This window comes from Deinococcus aquaedulcis (assembly GCF_019693445.1).
Lineage (GTDB): Bacteria > Deinococcota > Deinococci > Deinococcales > Deinococcaceae > Deinococcus > Deinococcus aquaedulcis.
Genome location: NZ_JAHRBL010000017.1, coordinates 42140 through 68276, shown reverse-complemented (window position 1 = coordinate 68276; position 26137 = coordinate 42140). Strand labels below are relative to the sequence as shown.

General features: G+C 69.2%; 15 protein-coding genes. 9 read left to right on the top strand and 6 right to left on the bottom strand.

The annotated features are described in order from the left end of the window. Window positions 1-102: 102 nt before the first annotated feature. The gene (locus tag KMW22_RS15795; protein WP_221090988.1) at window positions 103-1311 is read right to left on the bottom strand and encodes a S8 family peptidase; all 1209 of its coding nucleotides are present in this window, start codon (window positions 1309-1311) and stop codon (window positions 103-105) included. Window positions 1312-2074: 763 nt separating this feature from the next. Here KMW22_RS15795 and KMW22_RS15790 point away from each other — a divergent pair. The 3 genes from KMW22_RS15790 (at window position 2075) to KMW22_RS15780 (ending at window position 6453) form a co-directional block, all read left to right on the top strand. Further along, window positions 2075-3193: a GGDEF domain-containing protein gene (locus KMW22_RS15790; protein WP_221090987.1), complete on the top strand. Its 1119-nt coding sequence runs from the start codon at window positions 2075-2077 to the stop codon at window positions 3191-3193. A 305-nt stretch (window positions 3194-3498) separates the two neighbouring features. Then, window positions 3499-5787, top strand: coding sequence for a putative bifunctional diguanylate cyclase/phosphodiesterase (locus KMW22_RS15785; protein ID WP_221090986.1), 2289 nt, complete (start codon window positions 3499-3501; stop codon window positions 5785-5787). A gap of 36 nt (window positions 5788-5823) precedes the next feature. Beyond that, window positions 5824-6453 carry a hypothetical protein gene (locus KMW22_RS15780; RefSeq protein ID WP_221090985.1) on the top strand — a complete coding sequence of 210 codons (630 nt, stop codon included), beginning with the start codon at window positions 5824-5826 and terminating at the stop codon, window positions 6451-6453. Window positions 6454-6582: 129 nt separating this feature from the next. On the opposite strand, the gene KMW22_RS15775 is transcribed toward KMW22_RS15780, so the two are convergent. Continuing rightward, the gene (locus KMW22_RS15775) at window positions 6583-7137 is read right to left on the bottom strand and encodes a hypothetical protein (RefSeq protein WP_221090984.1); all 555 of its coding nucleotides are present in this window, start codon (window positions 7135-7137) and stop codon (window positions 6583-6585) included. A gap of 577 nt (window positions 7138-7714) precedes the next feature. Between KMW22_RS15775 and KMW22_RS15770 the strand changes: the two genes are divergently transcribed. The 3 genes from KMW22_RS15770 to KMW22_RS15760 are packed head-to-tail and all read left to right on the top strand — an operon-like array spanning window position 7715 to window position 12363. After that, complete coding sequence (locus tag KMW22_RS15770; RefSeq protein WP_221090983.1) at window positions 7715-8956, top strand: alanine racemase; 1242 nt, start codon at window positions 7715-7717, stop codon at window positions 8954-8956. Continuing rightward, window positions 8953-10260, top strand: coding sequence for a D-arabinono-1,4-lactone oxidase (locus KMW22_RS15765; RefSeq protein WP_221090982.1), 1308 nt, complete (start codon window positions 8953-8955; stop codon window positions 10258-10260). The genes KMW22_RS15770 and KMW22_RS15765 overlap by 4 nt, the downstream gene beginning before the upstream one ends. Window positions 10261-10308: 48 nt before the next feature. Continuing rightward, the gene (locus KMW22_RS15760) at window positions 10309-12363 is read left to right on the top strand and encodes a neutral/alkaline ceramidase (RefSeq protein ID WP_221090981.1); all 2055 of its coding nucleotides are present in this window, start codon (window positions 10309-10311) and stop codon (window positions 12361-12363) included. Window positions 12364-12825: 462 nt separating this feature from the next. Here the strand turns inward: KMW22_RS15760 and KMW22_RS15755 are convergent, their stop codons facing one another. Then, complete coding sequence (locus KMW22_RS15755) at window positions 12826-15843, bottom strand: vWA domain-containing protein (RefSeq protein ID WP_221090980.1); 3018 nt, start codon at window positions 15841-15843, stop codon at window positions 12826-12828. A gap of 688 nt (window positions 15844-16531) precedes the next feature. Between KMW22_RS15755 and KMW22_RS15750 the strand changes: the two genes are divergently transcribed. After that, a complete protein-coding gene (locus KMW22_RS15750; RefSeq protein WP_328774726.1) occupies window positions 16532-17416 on the top strand; it encodes an N-acetylglucosamine kinase in 885 nt (294 codons plus the stop codon). Window positions 17417-17805: 389 nt separating this feature from the next. Here the strand turns inward: KMW22_RS15750 and KMW22_RS15745 are convergent, their stop codons facing one another. Next, window positions 17806-18933 (bottom strand): HD domain-containing phosphohydrolase, encoded by a 1128-nt coding sequence (locus tag KMW22_RS15745; protein ID WP_221090978.1) that lies wholly within the window; start codon window positions 18931-18933, stop codon window positions 17806-17808. Between the two features lie 27 nt (window positions 18934-18960). Further along, window positions 18961-19938 carry a sugar-binding transcriptional regulator gene (locus KMW22_RS15740; RefSeq protein WP_221090977.1) on the bottom strand — a complete coding sequence of 326 codons (978 nt, stop codon included), beginning with the start codon at window positions 19936-19938 and terminating at the stop codon, window positions 18961-18963. A gap of 288 nt (window positions 19939-20226) precedes the next feature. On the opposite strand from KMW22_RS15740, the gene glpK reads away from it, so the two are divergent. After that, on the top strand, window positions 20227-21729 hold the full coding sequence (gene glpK / locus KMW22_RS15735) for a glycerol kinase GlpK (RefSeq protein WP_221090976.1): 1503 nt from the start codon (window positions 20227-20229) through the stop codon (window positions 21727-21729). Then, window positions 21726-23288 (top strand): glycerol-3-phosphate dehydrogenase/oxidase, encoded by a 1563-nt coding sequence (locus KMW22_RS15730; RefSeq protein WP_221090975.1) that lies wholly within the window; start codon window positions 21726-21728, stop codon window positions 23286-23288. The genes glpK and KMW22_RS15730 overlap by 4 nt, the downstream gene beginning before the upstream one ends. Here KMW22_RS15730 and KMW22_RS15725 read toward each other — a convergent pair. Next, on the bottom strand, window positions 23278-26127 hold the full coding sequence (locus KMW22_RS15725; RefSeq protein ID WP_221090974.1) for a sensor domain-containing protein: 2850 nt from the start codon (window positions 26125-26127) through the stop codon (window positions 23278-23280). The two genes, KMW22_RS15730 and KMW22_RS15725, sit on opposite strands and share 11 nt — an antisense overlap. Window positions 26128-26137: the final 10 nt, after the last annotated feature.

The window sequence follows — 26137 nt, the reverse complement described above, 5'->3', positions numbered from 1 at the left end:
ACACAAAAGGCCCCCAACCTGCCCGGGGGAGGGCAGGCCAGGAGCCACAGGGACAGCAGGGGAGAGCGTACCTTGCCCTCCCAGTCCCCGCTTACAGGGAGTTCAGGGGCCGGTGTACAGCAGGCGGTTGGGGCTGCCAGTCCCGGGGTTGGTCACTTTGCCGGTGGTGGCGCTGCTGAGAATGGCATTGGTCACACCGCCGGTGGTGCCCAGGCCGCTGGCAATGCGCAGGGCGGCGGCGCCCGCCACGTGCGGCGAGGCCATAGAGGTGCCGGAAATGGTGTTCGTGGCCGTGTTGCTGGTGTTCCAGGTGGAGGTGATGCTGCTGCCGGGCGCAAAGAGGTCCACGCAGCTGCCGAAGTTCGAGAAGCTGCTGCGGGCGTCGCTGCTGGTGGTGCTGCCCACCGTAATGGCGCTGGCGGCACTGGCCGGGCTGTAGTTGCAGGCATTGGCGTTGGAATTCCCGGCCGCCACCACCATCACCAGATTCTGGGCCGACGCATTGTTCACAGCGCTGTTCACCGACTGGCTGAAGCCACCGCCCAGGCTCATATTGGCCACAGCGGGGCCGCTGCCCTTGTTGTTCAGCGACCAGTTGATCCCCGCAATAATGCCCGAGTAGCTGCCGGAGCCCTGGCAATTGAGCACCTTCACCGCAATCAGGGTCACGCCCTTGGCTACGCCATAGGTGGCGCTGCCCACGGTACCGGCCACATGCGTGCCGTGCCCCTGGCAATCGGTGTTGTTGCCGTCACCGGTGGTATTCGTCCCCCACACCGCGCGCCCGCCAAACTGGGTGTGCGAGGTGCGGATGCCGGTGTCCAGAATGTACGCACGAACCCCGCTGGCGGTGGAGTTGTAGACGTACGTGCCGTTCAGCGGCAGATTGCGCTGGTCAATGCGGTCCAGGCCCCAGGTGGCGCCCGTCTGGGTGGCGGTCATGAACATCTCGCCGTCCTGCTCGATGTACTCCACGTTGGGATTGTTCAGCAGCGTTTCCAGGTTCTGGGCGCTCAGCTTGGCAGCGAAGCCGTTCAGGGCCGCGCCGTAGATGTGCTGGATGGTCACGCCCTGGGGGTCCAGGTTCAGGGCCCGGATCAGGCCCGCGCTGTCCTGGGCGGTCAGGTTGGGCGCGCTGTCTTTCAGGACCACAATGTATTGCCCGGGAATGGCGTCCGGGTTACTCGTGCCCAGCAGCGGCGCGCCGCCGCGCAGGTTCGCGCCGCTGTCGCTGGAGGGGGCGCCCGGCGAGCCGCAAGCTGCCAGAGCCACAGTGAGCGCAAGGAAGACGGAAGGAAGACGTGCGTTCATGGTGAACCTCCTGATGTAGGTGCGGCCTCTACAACATGCGGCCAAGACCGAAACTGGCCGGTGCCAGCGGCAAAAACGGAGCGCAAGCTGTGAGGTCGCTTCAATGATAGCCGCTCCAGGACTGGCTTCAGATGAGGTGGAGACTTTCTTTCTGCAATGTTCAGGTTCGTGACGGTTCTACAGCGGCCCAGCCCCTAAGCAGGGCCTCGCAGCGGCGCATGCCGGTCACCTGGAACTGATTGGAACATGAGGAGCATTGACGTTCCTTCATTAGAAAGCTGACGAGGGTACGTGGGTTTATGAGCGTTCTGGAAGGCAGATAGTGCTGCTTCTCGGTTTAGCGGTCTATCTGGCATCGTTCAACGAGCGTGGACCTTTCGTTCTGCCAGCAACGGGGATTAACCGAGGTGCGCCACGGAAGGGGAGGCGCAGACTGCACGTTCCACACAAGACTTTCGTCACAAGTGTTTTGAGGGTCTTGAAAAGTGTTCGCCCAATGGGTTGGCGCAGCACCGGGTGGTCTCGCCATGCCATAAATGGAGTTCTCTTCTCCGCACCGAATCAGTCGCGCAGCACCGCTCCTCACCCACTCTGCCTAGGCCGAGCAGTTCGCTTCTCCAACCCACCCCCCTGCCGGGGGCATGCAGATCTGCGGCGGGAGAGGGGGGCGAATCTGTCAGAGTAAACCTGACCTTTGTTGTCTACCTCCCCATACTTCGCGCCCGGCGGCTCCCCGTAACGGAGCCTCGTTGCCTGCCCTGCCTTGAACGACCTGCTGCACAGCCTATTCGTGAACCTGAGCGTGCTGATCACGTTCGCGTTTCTGCTGAGCCAGACCTACCGGGCGTGGCCCCCGCCGCCCGGCTGGCGCCTGCCTGCGCTGCGGCTGGTGCTGACCATGCTGGCCACCGTCACGCTGTACCTGATGGCCACGCCCGAGCCGTCAGGCACCCGCATTGATCTGGCACTGGTGCCCATTGCGATCATGGCGCTGCGCTACGGCGGCTGGGTGGGCGTGCTGTGCGGCCTGCCCGCCGCGCTGCTGCCGCTGGCCGGGCACGCCAGCGACGCGCTGATCAGCGTGCTGAACCTGCTGGCGGTGGCGGCCCTGGCCCACTCGCTGCGCTGGACCCTGAATATGCAAGACGCCCAGGGCTCGCTGCGCCGCTACGGCTGGGCGGGCAGCCTGATCTTCCTGCCCAACGAACTGCCGCTGTGGCTGCTGGGCGACTCTGAAACCCTGCTGCGGGTGTACCTGCCCGCGCTGGCCTTCAACATCCTGGGGTTCTGGGCGGTGGCGGTCATGATCACCAGCCGCGTGGCCCTGCTGCAAAGCACCGACCAGTTCCGGCTGCAGGCGCTGCAAGACGCCCTGTGTGGCCTGCCCAACCGCCGCCAGTTTGAGCAGGACCTGCCCCTGACCGCCCCCGGGGACGCCCTGCTGCTGATTGACCTGGACCATTTCAAGCGCGTGAACGATGAATTCGGGCACCCGGTGGGCGACGAGGTGCTGGCGGCGGTGGGCCGGGTGCTGGCCGATACCCTGCGCGGGCGTGACCGCGCCTACCGCTACGGCGGCGAGGAATTCGCCGTAATTCTGCGCCGGGTGCCCGCCGAGCAGCTGCCCCAGATTGCCCAGCGGCTGCGCGAAGCCGTGACCACCCTGCGCTTCGCTCCGCCACTGGGGGGCGTGACCGTCTCGATTGGTGGGGCCTCATTTGGGCCGTGGTCCAGCACCCGCACCCTGTGGCAGGCCGATGAAGCCCTGTACCGGGTGAAGCAATCCGGGCGCGACGGCGTGCGGATTGCCGCGCCCAGCGCCGCCCTGCCCGACAGCGGGCCATTGCAGGCACTGCTGGACTCGCCCCCGCCGGTGCGCTAGGAACGCCCACCGCAGGAGGGGGTGGTGAGCCGCAGGCCAGGGGGCGCCTCCCATGCCTAAAGCCCGGTGCTCATGCTCCTCACCTAGCTCGGCCGGAGGCGCGGCACCATAACCGTGTTTCTTCACCCGGCTCTGTCGTCTTGCTCGTCGTCTTCTCCTGGTGGTGCGGGGACCACGGCTGTTGCACCTGCCCCCGGCTTCCCCACCCTCGCTCTACAGCGGTGCCCGGCCCCGGGCACGCCCAAAGGACGGTGCTTCCCTTCCGTGGTTCGCCCCCTGCCTGCCCGCGCAGCCTCCCTGTCCTCATGAGTCGCCCCGCCCTGCCCCCGCTGGCGCCGCCCCCCAGCCCCCAATCCCTGCGGCTGCAGGTGCTGGCGCTGCTGCTGGCCCTGTTCGTGCCCCTGGGCATCAGCGCCCTGGTGGTGATTCCTGGGGTCATGAACGACCGCTTCGCGCAGATTGAGCGCGCGCAGCTGCGGCAGGCCGCCGAAATTGCCGAAGCCAACCTGCGGGCCGAGCAGGACCGCGTCGGGCTGTTCGTGCTGAATTTCAGCCTCTGGACCGAGACCTTTGAGTACGCGGCCGGGCGCAACCCGGGTTACCTGGCGGCCAATCTGGTGCCCGGCACCTTTAAAGGTGGGCGGGTGGATTACTGGGGCATTCAGGCCCCGGACGGCCGTGTGCTGTCAGCCGCCACCCTGCGCGGCGAACAGGTGACGCCCGCCCCGCAGGTGCTGCGCGCGCTGTTTGCCCAGCTGCCCCAGCGCCTGCCGCCGGGGGGCAGCAGCGGCGTGGTGGCGCTGGGGGGCCGCCCAGTGGTGGTGGCCGCGCGGGTCATTACCCGCGACGACGGCCAGGGGCAGGGCGGCGTGATGCTGCTGGCCCGCGAACTGACCCCCGAAGTGCTGAGCAGCCTGATGTACAACCAGCGGGCCTTTGGCGCGCGCCTGAGCCCGACCCCGCCCCCGGCCACCACCTACGTGTTTGGGCCCGACGAGGGCCGGGCCCGGCTGGCCCTGCAGCCCCCCAGCGGGCCCCCGCAACTGGTCCTGGAGGTCAGCCAGCCCCGCGCCGTGTCGCAGGCGGGGGCAGCCACCACGCAGCAGCTGCGCCTGGCGGTCATTCTGGCGGGGCTGCTGACTGCCACAGGGCTGCTGTTGTTTTTAAACCGCCGCGTGCTGAACGTGGTGGAAGGCTACAAACGCGACGTGCAGCAGATTGCCCACAACCCGGCGCACCGCCTGGACGGCCGCGACCGCACCGAACTGGGCCTGCTGGCGGGCACCATCAACGAACTGCTGGATCACCTGCAGGCCCGGGAAGCGCAGCTGCGCCAGCGCGCGCAGCACGACGAACTGACCGGCGCCTACACCCTGGCGGGGCTGCTGGAACGGCTGGACGGCGACCAGACGGTGCGCGGCGCCCTGGTGGTGGAACTGCCCCGCTTACAGGAATGGACCGGGCTGTACGGCGAGCATTTTGTGGACACGCTGATTGCCGCCCTGGCCGCCCGCCTGCGCGCCGCCGGGCCCGAGCACCTGAGTGCGCGGCTGTCCACGACCACCATGGCGCTGGTCACCCGCGCGCCGCAGGGCCTGGACCCATCGGCGCTGCTGTCGCAACTGGAGCAGCCTTTCCGGCTGACCGAAGGCGAGGTGATGGTGAAACTCACCGCCGGGTACGCCGAGGCCCCCGGTGGACTGGCCGCCCAGACGCTGCTGCGCCACGCAGGCATTGCCCTGCAGCACGCGCTGGACCACCACGAGCCCCTGGGCCTGTTTACCGAAACGCTGCTGCAGCGCAGCCAGGAAGCGCACCTGCTGGAAACGCAGTTGCCGGGGGCCGCCGCCCGGGGCGAACTGTTCCTGGCTTACCAGCCCGTGATGGAGGTCACCACTGGCGCCTGGGTGAGCGTGGAAGCCCTGCTGCGCTGGACCCATCCGGTGTACGGCCCGGTCTCGCCCGCCACTTTCGTGCCCATTGCCGAGCGCAGCGGCCAGATCTACGCGCTGGGCGACTGGGCGCTGCGGGCAGCCGTGCGCGAGGTGCTGCAGGCCCGCGCCGTGTGGCCGCAGGCGCGCGTGAACGTGAACGTGAGCCCGGTGCAGCTGCTAATGCCGGACTTTGCCGCGCGGGTGCTGTCGGTGCTGGAAACCCTGCAGGCCCCGGCCGAACTGCTGACCCTGGAGGTCACCGAATCCACGGTCATGCAGAACGTGTCGCTGGCCTGTACCCACCTGCACCACCTGCGCGAAGCGGGCGTGCGCATCGCCCTGGACGACTTTGGCAGCGGCCATTCCAGCCTGGGCGTACTGACCGAACTGCCGCTGGACGTGGTCAAGCTGGACCGCTCGTTTCTGCGCGCGTCCCTGGACGGCACCCAGCGCGCCGCCCTGCTGCACGGCTCCATTCGCCTCGCCGCCGATCTGGGCCTGAGCGTGGTGGCCGAGGGTGTGGAAGACGAGGACATGCTGCAGCGTCTGCGCGACCTGCAGTGCACCTACGCCCAGGGCTACTACATTGCCCGGCCGCAGCCGCTGGCCACCCTGCTGCCCCAGCGGCCCAGCGCCGCCAGCCCCGTGACAGAACTTTGAAAGAAAGCTGTGCGACCCAGGGGGTAAGCTGGGGGCATGACACAGGTGGTGCCGGCCTCCTCTTCTTCCGCCCACTACGGGGCGTCCAGCTTGGCCGACGCCTGCCCGGCCCTCCTGCACAACGACGAGCACCTGTACCGCCTGGGGCAGTCGCTGACCGTGCTGCACGCCCACAAGGGCTCTGGCGCGCGCCTGCGTATCCTGATTCTGAAAGATGATCCGGTGAACCCTATGGTGCTGAATGGTGACCGCCTGCTGCGGCCCAGCGCCACCCTGGGTCTGAAAGCCGAACTGCGCCACCAGCAGCACTTGCAGGCCCGCTGCGCCGCGCCGCTGGGCGCCGACCCTACCCCGGTAGACCTGCTGGTGCGCGACAACCAGGTGCTGGAACTGCAACTGGAATCCCTGGGCGAGCCGCCGCGCATTGGCAGCGCCACGATGGCCCTGGCCGCCGCCATTGACAGCGCGGCGCGCGCCCCCGCGCCCCGGGCCACGTCGGGGCTGGGCCGCCTGTTTCGCCGCTCACAGGACGACGCCCCGCTGCACACCGATCAGAGTGCTGTGGCCCGCACCCTGCAGGAACTGCGCGCGGCCGTGCAGGAGCTGCGGGTAACGCCCTTTGCGACCCTCACGCTGGAGTGGGACGACGTGCCGGATATGGGCTAAGGGCCAGCAAGGCCCGCTCCATCCGTCATTCCCTTCCTTGGCCCACAGCCGCCCTGAGCCCAACGCCAGGGCGGTTTTGAATTGGGCGCTCAGAGATGCGCTCACAGCGGCTGGCAAACTATGGAAACGTCACTTCGACTGCCCTGACAGCCGTATAAGTACCAGCTTCCCTTGCCGGGTCAACTGAAAGGGCAGAGGCTGGGCGACAATGACGCCACTATCGGTTCTGAGCGCTCCAAAGGCCACATAACGACCTGGGGCCAGGGCGCGGTCGGGCGGGCCTGTCAGCGGAAGCACGGTGCTGGCGACTGGCGCCCATTCTCCGGGCGGAACGAACATCCTCAACCCCGCCAGCAAGCCGAACTCGTCGTCACGGGTGTTCATCACCGTGTGGCCGGTCTGAACGTCAAGGATGGCGTAGCGGAAGTCCCTGGCCCCGATCACCTGTTCAACAGGCTGCTGATCCTGGTTGTGAACACGAAGGGCCAATGTCAGGCGTGCGGGTGAAGGCAACGGCGTCAGGGTCAGCTCGGCGGCATGGGGGCTGCCGAAAGAATCGACCCGAGGAATAGGCGCCCGCTCGCTGAGCATCTGCAATGGGATGGCGGGTGACGGCCAGAGAGCCCAACCAACGGCGCCCAGCACAAGGATGGTCAGACCCAGCAAAAGAAGATGAGCCCTCATGGGACTGATCACACGTCTTGCTGATGAATTGCCCATTTTGGGCAGCAGTCAAGACGGGCCTTCTATGTCACCGTTGTGCCGGCTTTGCACGGCATCCACGTCAAATCGTGATTCCGACAGTTTTCGAGTGCTGCAAGTAGCAGTCACAAGAACGTCGTCTTGGGCGTCAGCCCCGTCACCCCCGCGTCTGCGCGGCCCTCCAAGTCCCAACCTCTGCGGCGCACTGCAAATCATCCGCAAAGGAAGGGGGTAAAAACAGCGTGCTTGTCAAGCAACTTCTACGTAATTTTGAAACCGTCCCCACCATTGGTCAAAGCGGTTCACCGCTGCAAGCCTCCGCAGGTCTGCGGGCTTTGCTAATGCCATGCTTCTCGGGCCCGGCAACGAGGTCTTTGAACCCCGTCTGCGTGGTTGAAGTGACCAATGCTCTTAAACAACGCAGTGGAGGGCCGACCTGGGTGAGGACCCGACTTGAACCGCTTCCCCTGGCTCTCCTCTCCACCGTTTTCACCCACCAGCGCCAGCCACCGGGTACGCTCGAAACGACCACACCACTCCCAGATGGGCAAGGAGGCGCATGACCCCTCTTCGTTTTCGCGATCCCGCCGAGCCGCCACACTGGACCGCACCCAGTCCCGCCACGCGCCTGCAGGCGTACCGCACCGCTTTCGCGGGCCGCGCGGGCCCCTTTGCCTACGTGGACCTGGACGCCTTTGATGCCAATGCCCGGGCGCTGCGGGCGCGCGCCGCTGGCCAGCGCGTGCGGATCGCTACGAAGTCGCTGCGCTGCACTGACCTGCTGCGCCGGGTGCTGGCCAGTGACCCCCAGTACGCCGGGCTGATGTGCTACGACCCGCGCGAGGCCGCCTTTCTGGCCCGCGAAGGATTCGACGATCTGCTGCTGGCCTATCCCACCACCGACGCGCCCGCCCTGCGGGACCTGGCCGGGGCAGCAGTGGCCGGCACGCGCGTGTGCGTGATGGTGGACAGCGAGGCCCACCTGCCCCCACTGGAAGCCGCCGCGCGGGCCGCCCAGACCACGCTGAACGTGTGCCTGGACCTGGACCTCTCGCAGACGTACCCGGGGCTGCGCTTCGGGGTGTACCGCTCGCCGCTGCGCACCGTGCACGACGTGGTGCGGCTGGCCGGGCGGGTGGCGGATTCGCCGCACCTGCGCCTATCGGGCCTGATGGGCTATGAAGCGCAGGTGGCGGGCGTGGGAGACGCCGCGCCGGGGATGCGCGGGGCTGCTGTGCGCGCCCTGCGGCGCCGGGCCGTGCCGGACATCGCCCGGCGCCGCGCCGAGGCGGTGCAGGCCCTGCGCGCCGTGGGCCACCGCCTGGACTTTGTGAATGGCGGCGGCACCGGCAGCCTGGAAACCACCGCCGCCGAGGATGTGGTCACTGAGGTCACGGTGGGCTCGGGGCTGTATGCGCCGGCCCTGTTTGACCACTACCGCGCCTTTCGCCACGCACCCGCTGCGGGCTTTGCCCTGACGGTCACGCGGCTGCCGGTCCCTGGGGTGGCCACCTGCCAGGGCGGCGGCTACGTGGCCTCCGGGGCCAGTGGGCCTGACCGGCTGCCGCAACCCGCGTTGCCCCTGGGCCTGCGCCTGCTGCCCCTGGAAGGCGCGGGCGAGGTGCAGACGCCGCTGCGCGTGCCGCCGGGCGTGACGCTACGCGTGGGTGATCTGGTGTTTTTCCGGCACGCCAAGGCCGGCGAGCTGTGTGCGCACTTTCCAGCCCTGCATGCCGTTCAGGGTGGGCGGGAGGTGGGCGTGCTGCCCACCTACCGTGGGCAGGGGCAGGCCTTCGGATGACGGCGCCGCTTCCCACCCGTACCCGCTGGACCAACTGGAGCGGGACCGTCCAGGCCACGCCCGTCCGCGTGGAGCGGCCCACCACCGTGGAGGAGGTCGCGGCAGTGGTGCGGCGCGCGGCCCAGCATGGCCTGAAGGTGCGCGCCGTGGGTGCAGGCCACTCGTTTACCCCGCTGGCGGCCACGGACGACGTCCTGCTGAGCCTGGACGCCTTCAGCGGCATTGAGAGCCTGGACGCGGCGGCCGGCACCGTGACCGTGCGCGCCGGCACCCGGCTGGGCGTGCTGGGCGACGCGCTGCACGCCCGTGGCTGGGCCCTGGAGAACCTGGGTGACATTGACACCCAGAGCGTGGCGGGCGCGGTCAGCACCGGCACGCACGGCACCGGGCTGGGGCTGGGCTCGCTGTCCACGCAGGTGCAGGCGCTGACGCTGGTGGACGGACGCGGCGCGGTGGTGACCGTACCCCCCGGCGACGAGCGGCGGCGCGCGGCGGCCCTGGCCCTGGGCGCCTTAGGGGTCCTGACGCACGTGACGCTGCGGGTGCGCCCCGCCTACGCCCTGCACTGCGCCGTGCGCCCCGCACGCTTAAGCGACATGCTGGCGCTGCTGCCCGAATACGCGCGCAGCCGCCGCCACTTTGAGTTCTTCTGGGTGCCGCACACCGACACCGTGCAGGCCAAGTGGACCCACGAGGTGCCGCTGGACATGGCCCATGAACGCGGCGCGCGGGGCGCCCTGAACGAACTGCTGCTGGAAAACGGCGCGCTGTGGCTGCTGAGTGCCACCAGCCGCCGCTGGCCACGTGCCACGCCGGCCGTGTGCCGCGCCACCGCCCTGGCGATCACACCTCAGGACCGGGTGGGGGCGGCGCACCGGGTGTTTCGCAGCGCCCGCCTCATGCGCTTCCGCGAGATGGAATACGCCGTGCCCGTGGCCGCCGCCGCCAGCGCCGTGCGCGACCTGCGCGCCGCGTTTGCGCGCTGGGCGTACCCTGTGAACTTTCCGGTGGAGGTGCGCTTTGTGCGCGGCGACGACCTGCTCCTGAGCCCAGCGTCGGGCGGCGACGTGGCCTTTATTGCAGTACACACCTTCCAGGGCGTGCCCCACGACCGCTACTTCGCCGATGCCGAGGCCATTTTCCGCGCGCACGGCGGGCGGCCCCACTGGGGCAAGATGCATGGCCTGAGCGCCGCCGAGCTGAGCCGCCTCTATCCCGGCTGGGCCGACTTTCAGGCGGCGCGCGCCGTACTGGACCCGGACGGCCGCTTCGTGACCCCCTATCTGGCCCGGCTGCTGGGCTAGCGTTCTTCCTTCCTCCCGTCCTCACCCCGCCCGCGCCAGGAGGTCGCCATGAAGCTGTTCCCCGTTCCGCACCACCGGCCCGCCACCCGCCTTACCCTTGCCCTGTTGACCGGGGCGCTGCTGACCGCCTGCGGGGCGCCGCCGCCCGCCGCCCCCCTGCTGCAGGCCCAGGGTGACGGGTATACCGTGGGCGCGGGCTTTGCCGATATCACGGGCGAGGCGGCCGAGATGGGCATGTTCGGTTACGCGCAGACTGGCCAGCGCGCCACTGGCATTCACCAGCGGCAGCGGGCCCGCGCCTTTGTGATCGCTGACGGCGCCAGCGGCTCGCGCGCCCTGCTGGTCGTGGCGGACCTGGGCATCATCACGCAGGCGGTGCATACCCGGGTGCTGGAAGAACTGCGCGCCCGCTACGGCAACATCTACACCGAAGACAACGTGCTGCTCACGGCCACGCACACCCATTCGGGACCGGGCGGCTTCTCGCACTACGCGCTGTACAACATCACGATTCTGGGGTTCCAGGCGCGCACCTTCGAGGCCACCGTGGCAGGGATCGTGCGGGCGGCCGAACGCGCGCATGCCAGCGCCGCCCCGGCCGAGGTGCGGCTGGGCCGCACCACCCTGCAAAACGCCAGCGTGAACCGCAGCCTGAGCGCGTTTCTGCGTAACCCCGCCGCCGACCGCGCGGCCTTTCCGGGGGCGATTGACCCGGCCGTGACCACCCTGCGCTTTGGGCGGGGGGGCCAGGACTTCGCGGCCCTGACCTTTTTTGCCACGCACGGCACCAGCCTCACCAATGCCAATACCCTGATCAGCGGCGACAACAAGGGCTACGCCGCCTATGCCTGGGAGCGGCTGCGCGAGGGGGTCAATTACCGCTCTGGGCGCGGCTTCGTGGCCGCCTTTGCCCAGACCAATGCGGGCGACATGTCGCCGAACCTCAACCTGCGCCCCGGCAGCGGCCCCACCGAGGACCCGCTGGAAAACGTGCGCCAGATCGGGCAGCGGCAACTGGACGCCGCCCTGCGCGCCCCGCTGGACACGCCGCTGCGCGGCCGGATAGACGCCCGGCTGGAATACGTGGATTTCAGCCGCCTGACAGTCACCCCGGAATTCACGGGCGGGCCGGCGCGCACCACCTGTCCAGCCGCGCTGGGCACCAGCTTTGCCGCCGGCAGCACCGAGGACGGCCCCGGCATCAGCTGGATTCAGGAGGGCGAACGCAACCCGCTGTTCGCCGCGCTGGGCAGCACCCTGTTTCAGGTGTCGCCGGAACTGCGCGCCTGCCAGGCCCCCAAGGAGATCCTCATTGCCAACGGCACCACGCGGCCCTACCCGTGGTCGCCCGAGGTGCTGCCGGTGCAACTGGTGAAGGTGGGCCAGCTGCACCTGATCGCCCTGCCCGCCGAACTGACGGTGAACAGCGGCCTGCGCCTGCGCCGCACGGTGGCCGCGCGCCTGGGCGTGCCCCTGGACGACGTCCTGGCCGTGGGCTACGCTAACGCCTACGCCGGCTATGTCACCACCCCCGAGGAATACGACGAGCAGGCCTACGAGGGCGCCAGCACCCACTTTGGCCGCTGGACGCTGCCCGCTTTTCAGCAGGAAACGGCGCGCATGGCCGACTTGCTGCGGCGCGGCGAACCCGCCGGGCGCACCGTGCGGCCCCGCGATCTGCGGGGCGAACAGCTGAATTTTCAGACGGGCGTGGTGCAAGACGGCGTGCCCCTGGGCCGGCGGTTCGGGGACGTGCTGCGCGACGCGAGCGCCGCGTACCGCCCAGGCGAGACCGTGCAGGTGGAGTTCTACACCGGCCACCCCAAGAACAATCTGCGCAGCGAGCAGACCTTTCTGGAGGTGCAGCGGCAGACGGCGCCCGGCACCTGGACCACCGTGGCCGATGACGGCGACTGGGCCACCACCTACCGCTGGGAGCGCCTGGTGTTTGACCAGTCCAGGGCGGTGATTCGCTGGACCATTCCCGCTGGCACGCCGGGCGGCACGTACCGCATCGTTCACCACGGCGACTGGAAGGCCCCGCTGGTGGGCTGGATTAGGCCATTCTCTGGCACCAGCCGCGCCTTTCAGGTCAGCGACTAGGCTGGAGAGACTCCTCATCCCTCGCTGCGCGAGGCCCTCTGGGCGACACCATTCTTTGCGTCTCGCAAGGGGAGAGGGTCGGAAGAATGCTGGCCTGACCTCGCGGCCCACTCGTGCGGACTCCTTCTATCAACGGTGCGGACCCTTTCAGCGGCCCGCGCAAGGAGCAACACGGCATTTTGACCACGCCCCCTTTGCCAAGGACTCGCAGAGCGGCGCCGCCCAGGGGGATAAACAGGCTCGGCGGCCCAAACGACGTTTTCGCACCTGCCCCTCCCCGACAGATTTGAAAAGTGTTCGCCCCTTGTTCTCTCCGGGCGCCGTGCATTTCCCGAACATTCAGAGCAGAGCCGGAAAGTTCTCTCCAGCGGCACCCACCGCCCTCAAAAGGAACCCTCTCCACAGCCAGGGTGGTCCTTTTGAGAAGTCCGCACCCAGTCACGGACCTCCTCAGAAACGGGCTCACCTCAAGGGGATTTCCAGCCTCTCCTGGGGGCGGCCAAAGGGCGTCACCACCAGCGACGGGTTGGTGTTGTTCGGGTCGTAGCGGGCGGTGATCTCGTAGGTGCCCTGGGCGTTCAGACTGGTCACGCGCTGCACCGTTACACCCTTGCTGCCTTCAAAGCGCAGCAGGGACTGGCGGTCCGGGCCCAGGGGAAGCCCCTCGGCATTCAGCGGGGTGTAGCGCACCGTGGCGAGGCCGGGCGCCGTGTTGGGCGTTTGCACCCGCTCCACCTTGCTGGCCCTGGGATCGGGCTTGGCGTCCACGACCACGGTGTGCTGGGCCTCGCGCTCGAAGCACAGCGTGCCCTGGCAGATGGTGAAGTAGGCATGCAGGGTGTATTCGCCGTCAAACCGGCTGACTTCGGGCGGCAGGGCCACCTCCCAGTAACGGTCGCCCGCGCTGGTGTCGCCGTCCTTGCCGTCGTCATTCAGGGGGAAGGTCAGGGTTTCGGTCTTCAGAAAGCCGCTGCTCTGTTTGGGGTTGGCGCGCAGGTCGGCCGTCTGGCGCACGTTCAGGGTGTCGCCCTCGCGTTTGCTGACCTCCTGGTTGCCGGTGCGGGCCAGCACCGCGCTCTGGCTCTGCAGGGGCCGCGTGACCTCCACCCTGGCCGTGACCTTATCGAAGCCGCCCACTGGAATGTAGATCTCGGGGATGTGGAAGGTGGGGTGCAGCCGCTCTCCGGTGTAATTGGGGCTGATATAGGTGTGGGGCCGCACGCGGGCGCTGCCGCTGGCGAGCGACTCGATAAAGAAGCGCTGGTCGGTGACGGGGACATTGGGTGAGGTGACCGTCCGCGCCAGAATGGCCGCGCCACTTCCCGGGGACCGGGCGGCCACACTGGTCCCAGCGGCGCCAGTGGGCTTATACGCCGCACTGAAGGCGCCGTGGTGGTGAGCGCCCCCCATGCCGGCGTGGCCCGGCATGCTCAGGCCCGCGCTGCCGGTGAGCACCTGACCGTCGCCCCTGATCACGTCAAAGTCGCGCTCGCCGGTGGCCTGGGCGCCCAGGCAGCGCAGCAGGCTTTCATTGCCCTCCTTGCGCAGGTCGGTCACGATCAGCTTGGGGCCCCGCTCAGCGCAGGCCAGCTTGGCAAGCACATCGTCGTACGGCTGGCGCCCCTCGGCGGTGCTGGTGCTGCTCACGATCAGGTCGTAGCGCCCTTCGGCCAGGGCCGCCGCAAAGCGTTTGGGGTCCGAGACACGCTCGACCGTGCCCAGGTGCCGCCCCAGTTTTGCGGCCAGCAGAGCCTGGTAATATGCACCGTCGTTGGCACCGTGCATGGGGCTAAAGGTGAAATCCTCGTAGTACAGCACGCGGTTGCAGGCGCCGGGTTCACACAGCTGTGCGAGTTGCTGTCCCACGATGGCCGTGCCAATGGCCGGGGTTTTGAAGGCCCCGGGCGCAAAGCCATTCAGGAACGAGCGCAAAGGCCGCACCGCGCGGGCGGTCCAGCGGCCATCGCGCTGCGTGCCGTAAGGCAGTTTCACGCGCACGATGTGGTAGGTGGCCCCAAAGCGGCTTTCCACGTTGGCGTCATTCAGGTTCAGCGGCGCACCTGTAGGCGTGGTCACAGCCAAGCGCAATGTCCCCTTGGGCAGGTTTTGTTCCCAGGACAGCACGAACACCACTTCGGTGTCGCTGCTGGCCACATGCACGGTGGGCGCGCTGGCGTGGGCACCGGCCCGCAGCACCCCAATGGGGTCCTTACCCACGAAGGTGTCGAAGATATCCGCGAAGCACTCCACGAAATACTTGTTTAGGGTCAGCGGATCGGCGTCGGCCCTGTAAGCGCCGCCCTGCCGCTCGGCGAGGTCGCGCAGTTTCGGGCCGTCCAGGCTGCCGGGGGTGCCAAACCCCACGGCGCACAGGTGCGTGTCGCGCAGCTGATTTGGGGCCCGGCCCTGCACCTCCGCAATCATGGGGGCGGTGTTTTCCACGCCGTCGGTCAGCAGCAAGATGGCCTTATTCGGGTTGCTGCTGGCGTTCAGGGCCGTCACGCCCGCGCGCAGGCCGCCGCCGATGCTGGTGGCGCCGCCCGCATTCACGCTGGTCAGGGCTGTGTTCATGGCGGCCGGGGCGCTGCTGGCGATGGTCAGGGGCAGTTCCGGGCTGGCGGCAGCGGCGCTGGAAAAACTGACCAGGCCCACGCGGTGGTTGGAACTGTCGCGCAGCAGGTCGGCAAACAGGCGGGCGGCGTTCTTGGCGCTGTTCAGGCGGTTGTCGCTGCCCGTGCCGTTGGGCAGGGTCATGCTGCCCGACTTGTCGAACACGATCATCACGTCAGTGTCCTGAAAAGTCAGCAGTTCGTCCTGCAGGTCGTTCACGAAGTTGTGAAAGCGGAAGAACATGGGGTCGCGCGGCGCGGTGGTAACGCACATGATGTCGCGGAAGTGCAGCGGACTGGTGGAGTCGAAGCAGGTGTTGCCCGGGTTTCCCCCCGCCTGCGCCATCGCCACGTGCGTGTTGTTGTGCCACGGCACCAGCGAACTGCCGTAGTCCTCCAGCGTGGTGGTGGCCGGATTCAGGGTGCCGCCCGCTGCCGGCAGCCGGAAGTTGGCGGGCAACGGGGTGCAGTTGGTGCAGGCAGCCAGATCCGGGCGCGCCGCGTGACCCAGCGGCATGCTGGCCCCGGCCGACGGCATCCAGGTTTGAATGAAGGGGCGCCCCTGCGACTGCCGGTACATGTTGTAGGCGTACAGGAACTGCCGGTGAAAGCCAAAAAAGCGGTTCCCATCGTTGGGAAAGCTGCCCAGGCCAGGGTTGATGGTGGCGTCGAAGGTGCAGTGCCAGTTGAAATGAATGGACAGGATGCTCAGCGGTGGGGTGGGGCCCCCACAACCCCAGGTGGGAATGGGCTCCAGCAGGCCGCCCAGAGAGGGCACCGGCTGGCCCAAGTAAGCGGCCAGCGTGGCGGATTCCACCGCGTCGGCGGCGGCATCCTGGCCCAGCAACAGGGCGGCACCCAGGCAGGCCACGCGGGCACCAGTGTGGGAGAAAAGGGAGCGGCGCAGGGACATCTCAATACCTCCGGTGGAAAGGGGAACGGGCCGCCAGAAGCGGCGCAGAGCAGGGCGACACGGACGCCGGAACCAGGGAAAAGAGCCGCAAGAGGACAGAAAGCGGACTTCGGCCACACCCGGGGGCATCGGCGGACAGCGCGCGCTGCGGATCTGGGGCAGCGGCCTGTCGGTGGGGTGCCTCTGTGGATGCACCTCACAGCATCCACAGGCGCCGTGATCAGGCCGTGATCAGGCCGTGCAGTCCACCTTGCGGCCCAGAGGCAACCCCTTCAGGCCCCCCAGCCCGCCGACTTGTGCGCAGACTGTTGGCCTCAGGGCGGCCCGTTCGACCCAGGGGCCGAACGAGAGCCCTTCAATGCCGCCAGCGCCGCTGTCCGTGCCGGACACCCACCTCATCCGTCCCAATGGCATTGAAGGGGCTTGAGGTTCTGCCTCCAGGCCTGCCCAGCGGCAGATGCAGCCCAGGCCACCTCCCAGGTTGCCCACCCGCAACACCCATAACCGCCCCTTTTTTCCTTCAACCACTTCCCCCGGCCAGGAGAGTCAGCGTGCCGCATCGCTCCTCTCAGCCGGGTGGTGCCGACCCTTGCCCGTCTTCCGGGCGCCGCCGCTGTCAGAATGGGCGCATGACTGCTGGCAGATGGTGGCCCGTTTGACCCTGACCCTGGGCCTGGACGCTGGGGGCAGCGCCACAAAATGGGCCCTGTGCCGCGCGGGGGTGCCCGTGGCGGCCGGGCAGGCGCCGCCGCTGACAGCGCCTTTGCTGCACACCCCCCAGGGCCCGGCCAGCCTGCAGGCCCTGCAGGGCGCCCTGCCCGGCCAGCCCAGCGCGGTGCACGCGGGGCTTCCTGGCTTAAGCCGGGGCACCGCCGCCGCCGAAGCCGTGGCCGATACGCTGGCGCAGGCCCTGGGGGTGGGGCGCCACGCCCTAAGTGTGGAGAGCGACCTGGACCTCGCCTACCGCGCGCACCTCGCGCCGGGGGCAGGGGTGCTGCTGTACGCGGGCACCGGCAGCGTGGCCTACCACGTCACACGGGACGGCCAGATTGTGCGCGCGGGGGGCCGGGGCTTTCTGATTGGCGACGACGGCGCCGGCTTCAGCCTGGGGCGCGCGGCGCTGCGGGCCCTCACGGACCAGCTGGACACGGGCGAGGTTCCCGATTCGCCGCTGGCCCGGGAAGTCGCGGCGGTGACGGGCGGCCTGGACTGGGACACGCTGCGGGCCTTTGCCTACGCGGGGCCGGGGGCGGGTGCAGTGGCGCGTCTGGCGCCTGCCGTGGGCCGCGCCGCCGACGCCGGGGACCCCGTGGCCCAGGCCCTCTTGCAGGACGCGGCGCAGGCCCTGGCTGCACTGGCGCGGCGGGTGCAGGCCCGCACGGCGCCGCTGCCCGTCACCGCCACGGGGGGGGCGCTGCGCATCTCCCCGCTGTTCACCGCCGCCTTGGGGCGCGCGCTGCCCGGCGTGTCGGTGCAGCAGCGAGACCACGCCCAGGCCGCAGCCCGCTACGCTGAGCGGCACCTGGGCTGAGGGGAGAAGAGGCCGAAATCCGCTGCAGGCATGGAGATCGGCGGTGGTCTCGGGCATCAGGCAGGAATGGATGTGTCGGGCGCCACGACCTGAACCTAAAATCGCCCCAGGCCTGAACCCTCAGCACTTTTAACGCGTGAGGGCGGCAACCCTCTGATCTGAAGGGTTCACCTTCAGGTCAAAGGGGGCGAGCGGCGCGAGTGACCGCGACAGAGAGCGGTTGGCGTGGCGTTGAGGGAGCGCGTTCCTCCCCTGGGCGGAACGGAAGACCGCTGTGAGGCCGCCAGAGCTGACGGCGCCAGGATCGTTCAAGGGCGCCCTTATCCGACCCCCACCAGCAGGCCACGTCAGCGCCCCTTCGTGCTGCGCTTCTTCAACCCGCCCCAGCCTCATGCCAGCAGGGAATCGCCCCGCTCCTCGGCGGCCTGAATCACCACTTCCACGAGCTGGGGATCGAATTGCTGCCCGGCCTGGGCACGCAGCTCGGCCACGGCGGCTTCGTGGGTCCAGGCGCGCTTGTACGGGCGCTCGCTGGTCAGGGCGTCGTACACGTCGCACAGGGCAAACAGGCGCCCCTCCACGCTGATGCCCTCGGCCTGCTTGCCGGCAGGATAGCCGCGCCCGCTCCAGTGCTCGTGGTGGTCCTGAATCACGTTCAGGGCCAGCGGGGGCAGAAAGGCCAGGGCGCGGGCAAAGCGTTCGCCGGCCTCCACGTGCGAGCGCATGGTGATCCATTCCTCTTCGGTCAGGCGGCCAGGCTTCAGCAGCACTGCGTCGGGAATGGCGATCTTGCCAATGTCGTGCAGATAGGCCCCCCAGCGCAGCGCCTCCAGGTGGTCCGGGTCCCAGCCCAGCACCTGTCCGGCGCGCAGGGCCAGCCGGGTCACCCGGTCGGTGTGGCCGTGGGTTTCGCCGTCGCGCGCCTCCAGCATCAGGCCCAGGGCGCGCAGCGCGGCTTCGCGGGCCTGGCGGGCATCCTCCTCGGCCGCCAGCCGCCCGGAGAGCGCCGCCACCGTACCGGACACCAGGGTAAACAGCGCCACTTCGGCCGGCTGCCAGCAGTGCGGGCCCAGGGTGTGCATCAGAAAAGCGCCCAGCAGGCGGCCGTCGCTGGCCCGCACGGGCGCAGCGGCCACGCTGGCGACCCCCAGTTCGGGGAAGCCCGCCGTCTCATGGCGGCTCCGGGTGTCGTCGAAAAACAGAGGCTGGCGGGTGGTGGCCAGAGCCTGCAACAAAGGCGTCTCGGCGGGCAGGCCGTGGGCGGCAATGGCCTGCATCCCGGGCGTGGCGGGCATCTCGCCCGTGGCGGCGCGCACCCGGTACGACAGGTCGCGGCTTTCCAGCTGAAAATAGGCCGACCCCTGCGCCGCCGTGTCCCGCACCAGTTTTTCCAGGGTGGGGGTCACGCCCGCCGCCAGGGTCTGGGCGGCCAGCACCAGTTCGGTCAGGCGCAGCATGTCCTGGGCGGCGCGCTCGCCCGCCGGGGTGAAGTGATCGTCTGCGGCAGGGCCCGTCATGGGCTTCACTGTAGATTCAGTCGTCTGTCAGAATTCCTTCATTCGCGCCCCTGACTCCTGAAGCAGGGCCTGGGCGGTCTGGTCGTCCACGATCAGGGTGCGCAGCAGCCCGCCGGCCAGGGCGGCGCGCAGGGCGTCCACCTTGCCCAGGCCGCTCACCACGCACAGACTCTGGGGCGCGCGGCGAATCAGGGCAAGGTCCGGGCCACTGCTGCGCGCGTTGATGGGCAGCCCGGCCGAGGTGCCATCCGCGCGGAAAAAGACGGTGGCGATGTCGCCCGCCACCTCCTGCGCCTGCATCTCGCGGCGGTCAGTGTCGGTCAGGGCGCCGGCGGCGTAGACATGGCTGGGCACCTGTGCGCCCGGCGAGCCCACCGAGTACAGCAGCACGTCCGCACGCTCCTGCAGCGCCAGCACATGCCGCACGCTGCGCTCACGCCACATGGCGGCCCGGGTGGCGGGGTCGTCGAAAAAGGTGGGCACCGGAAACAACCACGTGCGCGCGCCGAACGCGCGGGCAAAGCGGGTCATGGTGTCGGTCACTAAGCCGTCGTGAAAATCCAGGGCGCTGGCACTGCCGTTCAGCTGCACGATCTGCAGCTCTGGCACGGGGCGTGGGGTCAGGGCGCGCGACACGGCGCTCACGGTGGTGCCCCAGGCCAGCCCCAGCACCTGCCCGGGGCGCAGGGTATCGCTCAGCGCCCGCGCGGCGGCCACCGCCACCCGCTCCAGCCACACGGCCTCCGGGCTCTGGGGCGGCACCGGCACCACCTGCGGGCTCAGAAAGGGGTAGTAGGCCCGCAGTTGCGCCTCCAGGGCCTGCGGGGCGCCCTGGGGGTCGTGAATGCGGATTTCCACCAATCCACGGCGCCGCGCGTGCGACAGCAGGCGGCTGACCTTGGGCCGCGACAGCCCCAGTTCCTGGGCAATGGCCCCAGTGGTCAGGCCCTGGTGGTAGTACAGCCGCGCCACCCGCACCGCCTGAACATCGTGCGCGTCGCTCATGCCCGCCAGCATACGGCAGCGGGCCCCCGGGTGAACAGATGTTCACTCGCATTGACATCCTGTTCAGGGGGTGGTGTGATCGGGCCCTGTGCTGTCCGCCCCGCCTTTCGTACGGATTCCGTCCATTTCCGTAACATCCAGGAAAGAACTGGATGTTCCCCGCCTTCGGCGCTGTTCCAGCCCAATTCCCGGAAATCCGTCCTTTTTCCTTCTCCCTCCGGTCGAAAAAATTCCGTAAGGCGTTACGGAATTTTTCGGAAGCCGTATCAGAACTGTCACAGGAGCCGCATGACCCAGTTCGTTCTTGCCCTGGATCAGGGCACGACCAGCAGCCGCGCCATCGTCTTTGACCGGCAGGGCCAGATTCGCCACTCGGCCCAGAAGGAATTCACCCAGCACTTTCCGCGCCCCGGCTGGGTAGAACACGACCCGCGCGAAATCTGGAGCACCCAGATTGGCGTGGTGCAAGAAGCCCTGGCCGGCGCCGGGCTGCGCGCGGGTGATCTGGCGGCCATTGGCATCACCAACCAGCGTGAAACGGTGATGATCTGGGACCGCGCCAGCGGCGAGCCCCTGGCCCCGGCCATCGTGTGGCAGGACCGCCGCACCGCCGCCGAGTGCGAGGCCCTGCGCGCCGCCGGGCACGAAGCCCTGATTCGCGAAAAAACCGGCCTGCTGCTGGACCCCTACTTCAGCGGCACCAAGCTGGCGTGGCTGCTGGACCATGTGCCCGGCGCCCGCGCGCGGGCCGAACGCGGCGAACTGGCCTGCGGCACGGTGGACAGCTGGCTGCTCTACCGCCTGACCGGCGGCGAGGCGCACCTGACAGACGTCTCGAACGCCAGCCGCACCCTGCTGCTGAACATTCACACGGGCGAGTGGGACGACGAGTTGCTGGCGCTGCTGCGCGTGCCGCGCGCCCTGCTGCCCGGGGTGCGGCCCAGCAGTGAGGTGTACGGCGAAACAGCGCCGGGCCTGCTGGGCGCGCGGGTCAAGATTGCGGGTATGGCCGGCGACCAGCAGGCCGCCACCTTCGGGCAAGTGTGCCTGCGGCCCGGCATGGCCAAGAACACCTATGGCACCGGTTGTTTCATGCTGATGAACACCGGGCCTGAAGCGGTGCACAGCCCCAGCCGCCTGCTGACCACCGTGGCCTGGGACCGGGGGCACGGGCGCACCTACGCGCTGGAGGGCTCGGTGTTCGTGGCGGGCGCGGTGGTGCAGTGGCTGCGCGACGGCTTGGGCCTGATCCGCGACGCCGCCGAGATTGAGGCCCTGGCAACCGCCGTGCCCGACAGCGGCGGGGTGTATCTGGTGCCCGCGTTCGTGGGCCTGGGCGCGCCGTACTGGGACCCTTACGCGCGGGGCACCGTGGTGGGCCTCACACGCGGGGCCACCCGCGCGCACCTCGCCCGCGCGGCGCTGGACAGCGTGGCGTTCCAGGCCGCCGACCTGCTGGGCGCCATGGAGCGCGACAGCGGCGTGACCCTTTCAGAGCTGCGGGTGGACGGCGGGGCCAGCCGCAACAACCTGCTGATGCAGGCGCAGGCCGACCTGCTGGGCGTGACCGTCACCCGCCCGAAAGTCACCGAAACCACCGCGCTGGGCGCCGCCTTTCTGGCCGGGCTGGCGGTGGGGTACTGGCAGAGTGAAGCCGAGCTGGAAACGCTGTGGCAGGTGGACCGCTCCTTCGAGCCCACCCTGGCCGCCGATGAGCGCGAGCGCCGCCTGAGGCAGTGGCGCCGCGCCGTGGAACGCAGCCGCGCCTGGGCCGAGGAGGAGGGCGCATGACGCCGGGCAACGATGCCCGCCGCGCGAGCCTCCACGCGGCCCTGAACGAACACGTGTGGGACCTGCTGGTGATCGGCGGGGGCGCCTCGGGGCTGGGAACCGCGCTGGACGCCGCCACGCGCGGTTACCGGGTGCTGCTGCTCGAAGCGCGCGACTACGCCCAGGGCACCAGCAGCCGCTCCACCAAGCTGGTTCACGGCGGGGTGCGGTATCTGGCCCAGGGCAACGTGGCCCTGGTGCGCGAAGCCCTATACGAGCGCGGCCTGCTGAAGCGCAACGCGCCCCATCTGGTGCACGACCTGGGCTTTCTGATTGCCGCCTACCAGTGGTGGGCCACGCCGTTTTATGGCATAGGCCTCAAGCTGTACGACCTGCTGGCCGGGCGTCTGAACCTGCGCGCCAGCCGCCCGGTGGGCACGGGCGAGGCCCTGCGCGGCATTCCCACCCTGCGCCAGAACCACCTGAAAGGCGGCGTGCTGTATTTCGACGGCCAGTTTGACGACGCCCGGCTGGCCGTGACCCTGCTGCGCACCCTGGAGAACTTTGGCGGCGTGGCCCTGAACCACGCGCCCGTGGTGGGGCTGGTGCAGGAGGGCGGCAAGGTCGTGGGCGCACGTTTTCGTGACGAGGAAACCGGAGGGACCCACGAGGTGCGCGCCCGGGTGGTGGTGAACGCCACCGGGGTCTTTGTGGACGAGGTGCGGCGCCTGGAGCGCCCGGATGCCCCGGCGCTGCTCTCGCCCAGCCAGGGGGTGCATGTGGTGGTGCCCCGGCGCTTCCTGCCCGGCGAACACGCCCTGATGGTGCCGCGCACCGACGACGGCCGGGTGCTGTTTGCGGTGCCCTGGCATGACCGCGTGGTGATCGGCACCACCGACACGCCCGTGCCCGGCGTGAGCCCCGAACCGCGCGCCCTGCCCGAAGAGATTGAGTTCATCCTGGAGACCGCCGCGCGCTACCTCTCGCCGGCTCCTACGCGTGCCGACGTGCTGAGCGTGTTCGCGGGCCTGCGCCCGCTGGTGAAGGCCGGCGGCGGCGAGACCAAAAGCCTCTCGCGGGATCACACCCTGCAGCTCAGCGAGGGCGGACTGCTGACCCTGACCGGCGGCAAGTGGACCACCTACCGCCACATGGCCGAAGACACGGTCAGCCGCGCCGCCGCACTGGCACGCCTACCCGCGCGCCTGAGCCTGACCCGGGGCCTGCAGCTGCACGGCGCCACGCCGGAGCCTCTGCCGGGGCCCTGGCGCGTGTACGGCACCGACGCCGCGCGGGTGCAGGCCCTGCCCGGCGCCGCTGTGAAACTGCACCCGGCCCTGCCCTACGTGGAAGCCCAGGTGCGCTGGGCCGCGCGCATGGAACAGGCCCGCACGGTGGAGGATGTGCTCTCGCGCCGCCTGCGCGCCCTGCTGCTGGACGCCCGCGCCAGCCTGGAGGCCGCCCCCCGCGTGGCCGAACTGCTGGCCGAAGAACTGGGCCATGACGGCGCGTGGCAGGCCGCGCAGGTGCAGGCCTACCGGGCGCTGGCCCAGGAGGCGCTGCTGGCCCCTACTCCCTGAGGGGGCTGGGCTCCGGGTCCTCGGCGCCCTGGGCGTGCCAGTCGCGCAGCCACGTCAGCAGTTCGCCAGGCGGCATGGGGCGGCCAAACAGGTAGCCCTGCATGGCCGCGCAGTCCAGGTTCAGCAGGCTGCGCGCCTGTTCGGGCGTCTCGACCCCCTCGGCAATCACACCCAGGTTCAGGCTGCGGCCCAGCGCCACCACCGCCTCCACCACCGCCACCGCCTGCGGATCGTCCGGCACCGTTTTCAGAAACGAGCGGTCAATCTTCAGGGTGTTCACCGGAAAGGCCCGCAGGTAGCTGAGGCTGGAATAGCCGGTGCCAAAGTCGTCAATGGACACGCACACGCCCAGGTGGCGCAGCGCGCCCAGGGTCTGCTGGACCCGCTCAATGTCGGCCATCAGCATGCTCTCGGTGAGTTCGAGTTCCAGCAGGCCCGGCGTGAGCCCGGTCCCCTGCAGGTAGCGCTGCACCGTCTCCAGAAAGCCGGGATCGGCAAATTGCAGCGGCGAGATGTTCACCGACACCGGCACGTTGTGCCCGCAGGCCTGGGTCCAGGCGCGGCTCTGCTGGCAGGCGGTTTCCAGCACCCAGGCGCCCAGTGGCACGATCAGGCCGCTTTCCTCGGCCAGGGGAATGAAGTCCAGCGGCGACACCGCCCGGCCGTCGGGGCGCACCCAGCGCAGCAGGGCCTCGGCGCCCAGCACCTCGCGGGTCCAGAGGTTCACCTTGGGCTGGTACACCAGCGAGAATTCCCGGCGTTCAAAGGCCTGGCGCAGTTCGGCCTGCAGGCTCTGACGCGCCAGGATGGCCTGGTGCAGCGCGCGGGAAAAGAAGCGGTGGCGCCCCCGGCCCTCGGCCTTGGCGCGGTACATGGCGGCGTCGGCGTGTTGCAGCAGCACGTCGGTGCTCTCGCCGTCGTCGGGGTACAGGGCCACGCCCACGCTGAACCCCACCTCCAGGTGGTGCCCCGCCACCTGATAGGGCGCCGTGACCGCTTCGGTGAGCTTGGCGATCACATGCTCCACGTGATCGGCCTCGCGCATATCTGGCAGCAGCACGATAAATTCGTCGCCGCCCTGTCGGCTGACCGTGTCCGAGGCGCGCAGCACCCCGCGCAGGCGGGCAGAGATAGCCTTGAGCAGTTCGTCGCCCACATGGTGGCCCAGCGAATCGTTGACGTTCTTGAAGTGGTCCAGGTCTAAAAACAGCACCGCAAAGCGCGTACCCTGGCGCCGGGCGCGGCTGATGGCCTGCGACACCCGGTCGCGCAGCAGCACCCGGTTGGGCAGATCGGTCAGGGCGTCGTGCTGCGCCAGGTGGCTCATGCGCACGGCCATCGCCCGGGCCTCCGAGACATCGTGGAACACCAGCACGGCGCCCAGCAGCTCGCCCTGCTCGTTCAGAATGGGCGCGGCCGAGTCCTCAATGCTGTGGTGGTGTCCGGCGCGGCTGCGCAACAGGGTGTTGGCCGCCAGCCCCAGGGTCACGCGCTCCTGCAGGGCGCGGCGCAGCGGGTTGGCCAGTTCGGTGCGCGTGCCCTCTTCCAGCAGGGCCATCACCGCTTCAATAGGCTGGCCGGCTGCCTCGGCCAGGGTCCAGCCGGTCATGCGCTCAGCGGTGGGGTTCAGGAAAGTCACCCGGCCCTGCGGATCGGTGGTCACCACGCCGTCGCCAATGGAGGACAGGGTCACGCGCGCCAGTTCACGCTGCTCGGTCAGGGCGCGCTCGGCGACCTTGCGGGCGGTGATATCGGTGCCCAGCGAGAAAAAGCCGCGCACCTCGCCGCCCTGCATGTCGGGCACGTACACCAGCTCAATGGCGCGCGGCTGGCCACTGGCATCGGTGATTTGCCGCTCAAAGCGCCGCGTTTCGCCGGCCAGCACCCGCTCGATCATCGGGCGGTTCTGGGCATACAGTTCCTCGCCAATCACGTCGCGGATGTGCTGGCCGCGCACCTGGGCGGGCGTCTGGCCAAACCACGCCAGATAGGTGGGATTGCCAAAGCGGTTGTGCAGCGTGGTGTCCCAGTAGCCGATCAGCGCGGGCAGGTTGTCCAGCAGCAGTTGCAGGTCCTGGGTGGTGCGCACCTGCTCGGTGACGTCGGTCTGGGTGCCGGTCACGCGCAGCGGCTGGCCCTGATCATCCTGGGCGGTGATCTGCCCGCGCACCTGAAAGAAGCGCCACTCCCCGCTGCCGTGCTGGGCCCGGTACTGCACGTGAAGGGCGCGGTGGCCCGCGAGGTGGGCGCGGTAGCTGTCCTGCAGAGCAGGCAGGTCATCCGGGTGCACCCGCGCCAGCCACGCATCCAGGCTCACCGGCTCGTGGCGATCAAAGCCCAGTTGCGAGCGAAACGCGTCCGAAACGAACAGCTCGCGCCCCGGCAGCCGCCAGTCCCAGAGACCGTCCTGGGTGGCTTCCAGGGCCAGCCGCAGCCGCTCATTGACCTCCTGCAGCTGGGCCTCGGTCTCGACCTGCGCGGTGATGTCCTGAATCTGCGAGACGAAAAAAGCAGGTGCGCCCGCCTCGTCCAGAATCAGCGAGACATGCAGCTCAATCCAGATCAGCTGGCCGTCCTTGCGCCAGTAGCGCTTGCGCAGCTCGTACTGGTCCATCTCGCGCGCCAGCACGCGCCGCAGCAGACCCAGGTCGCTGTCCAGGTCCTCGGGGTGGGTGATGTCCTGAAAGGTCAGTGCCAGCAGCTCGGCCTGCGTATAGCCCAGCATGCGGCACAGGGCCTCGTTCACGGTCATGAACTGCCCCTGCAGCGACACCAGCGCCATACCAATGGGCGAGCGCCGGAACATGGCCGTGAACAGCTGGGCCTCGCGCTCAGGCATGGGCCAGCTG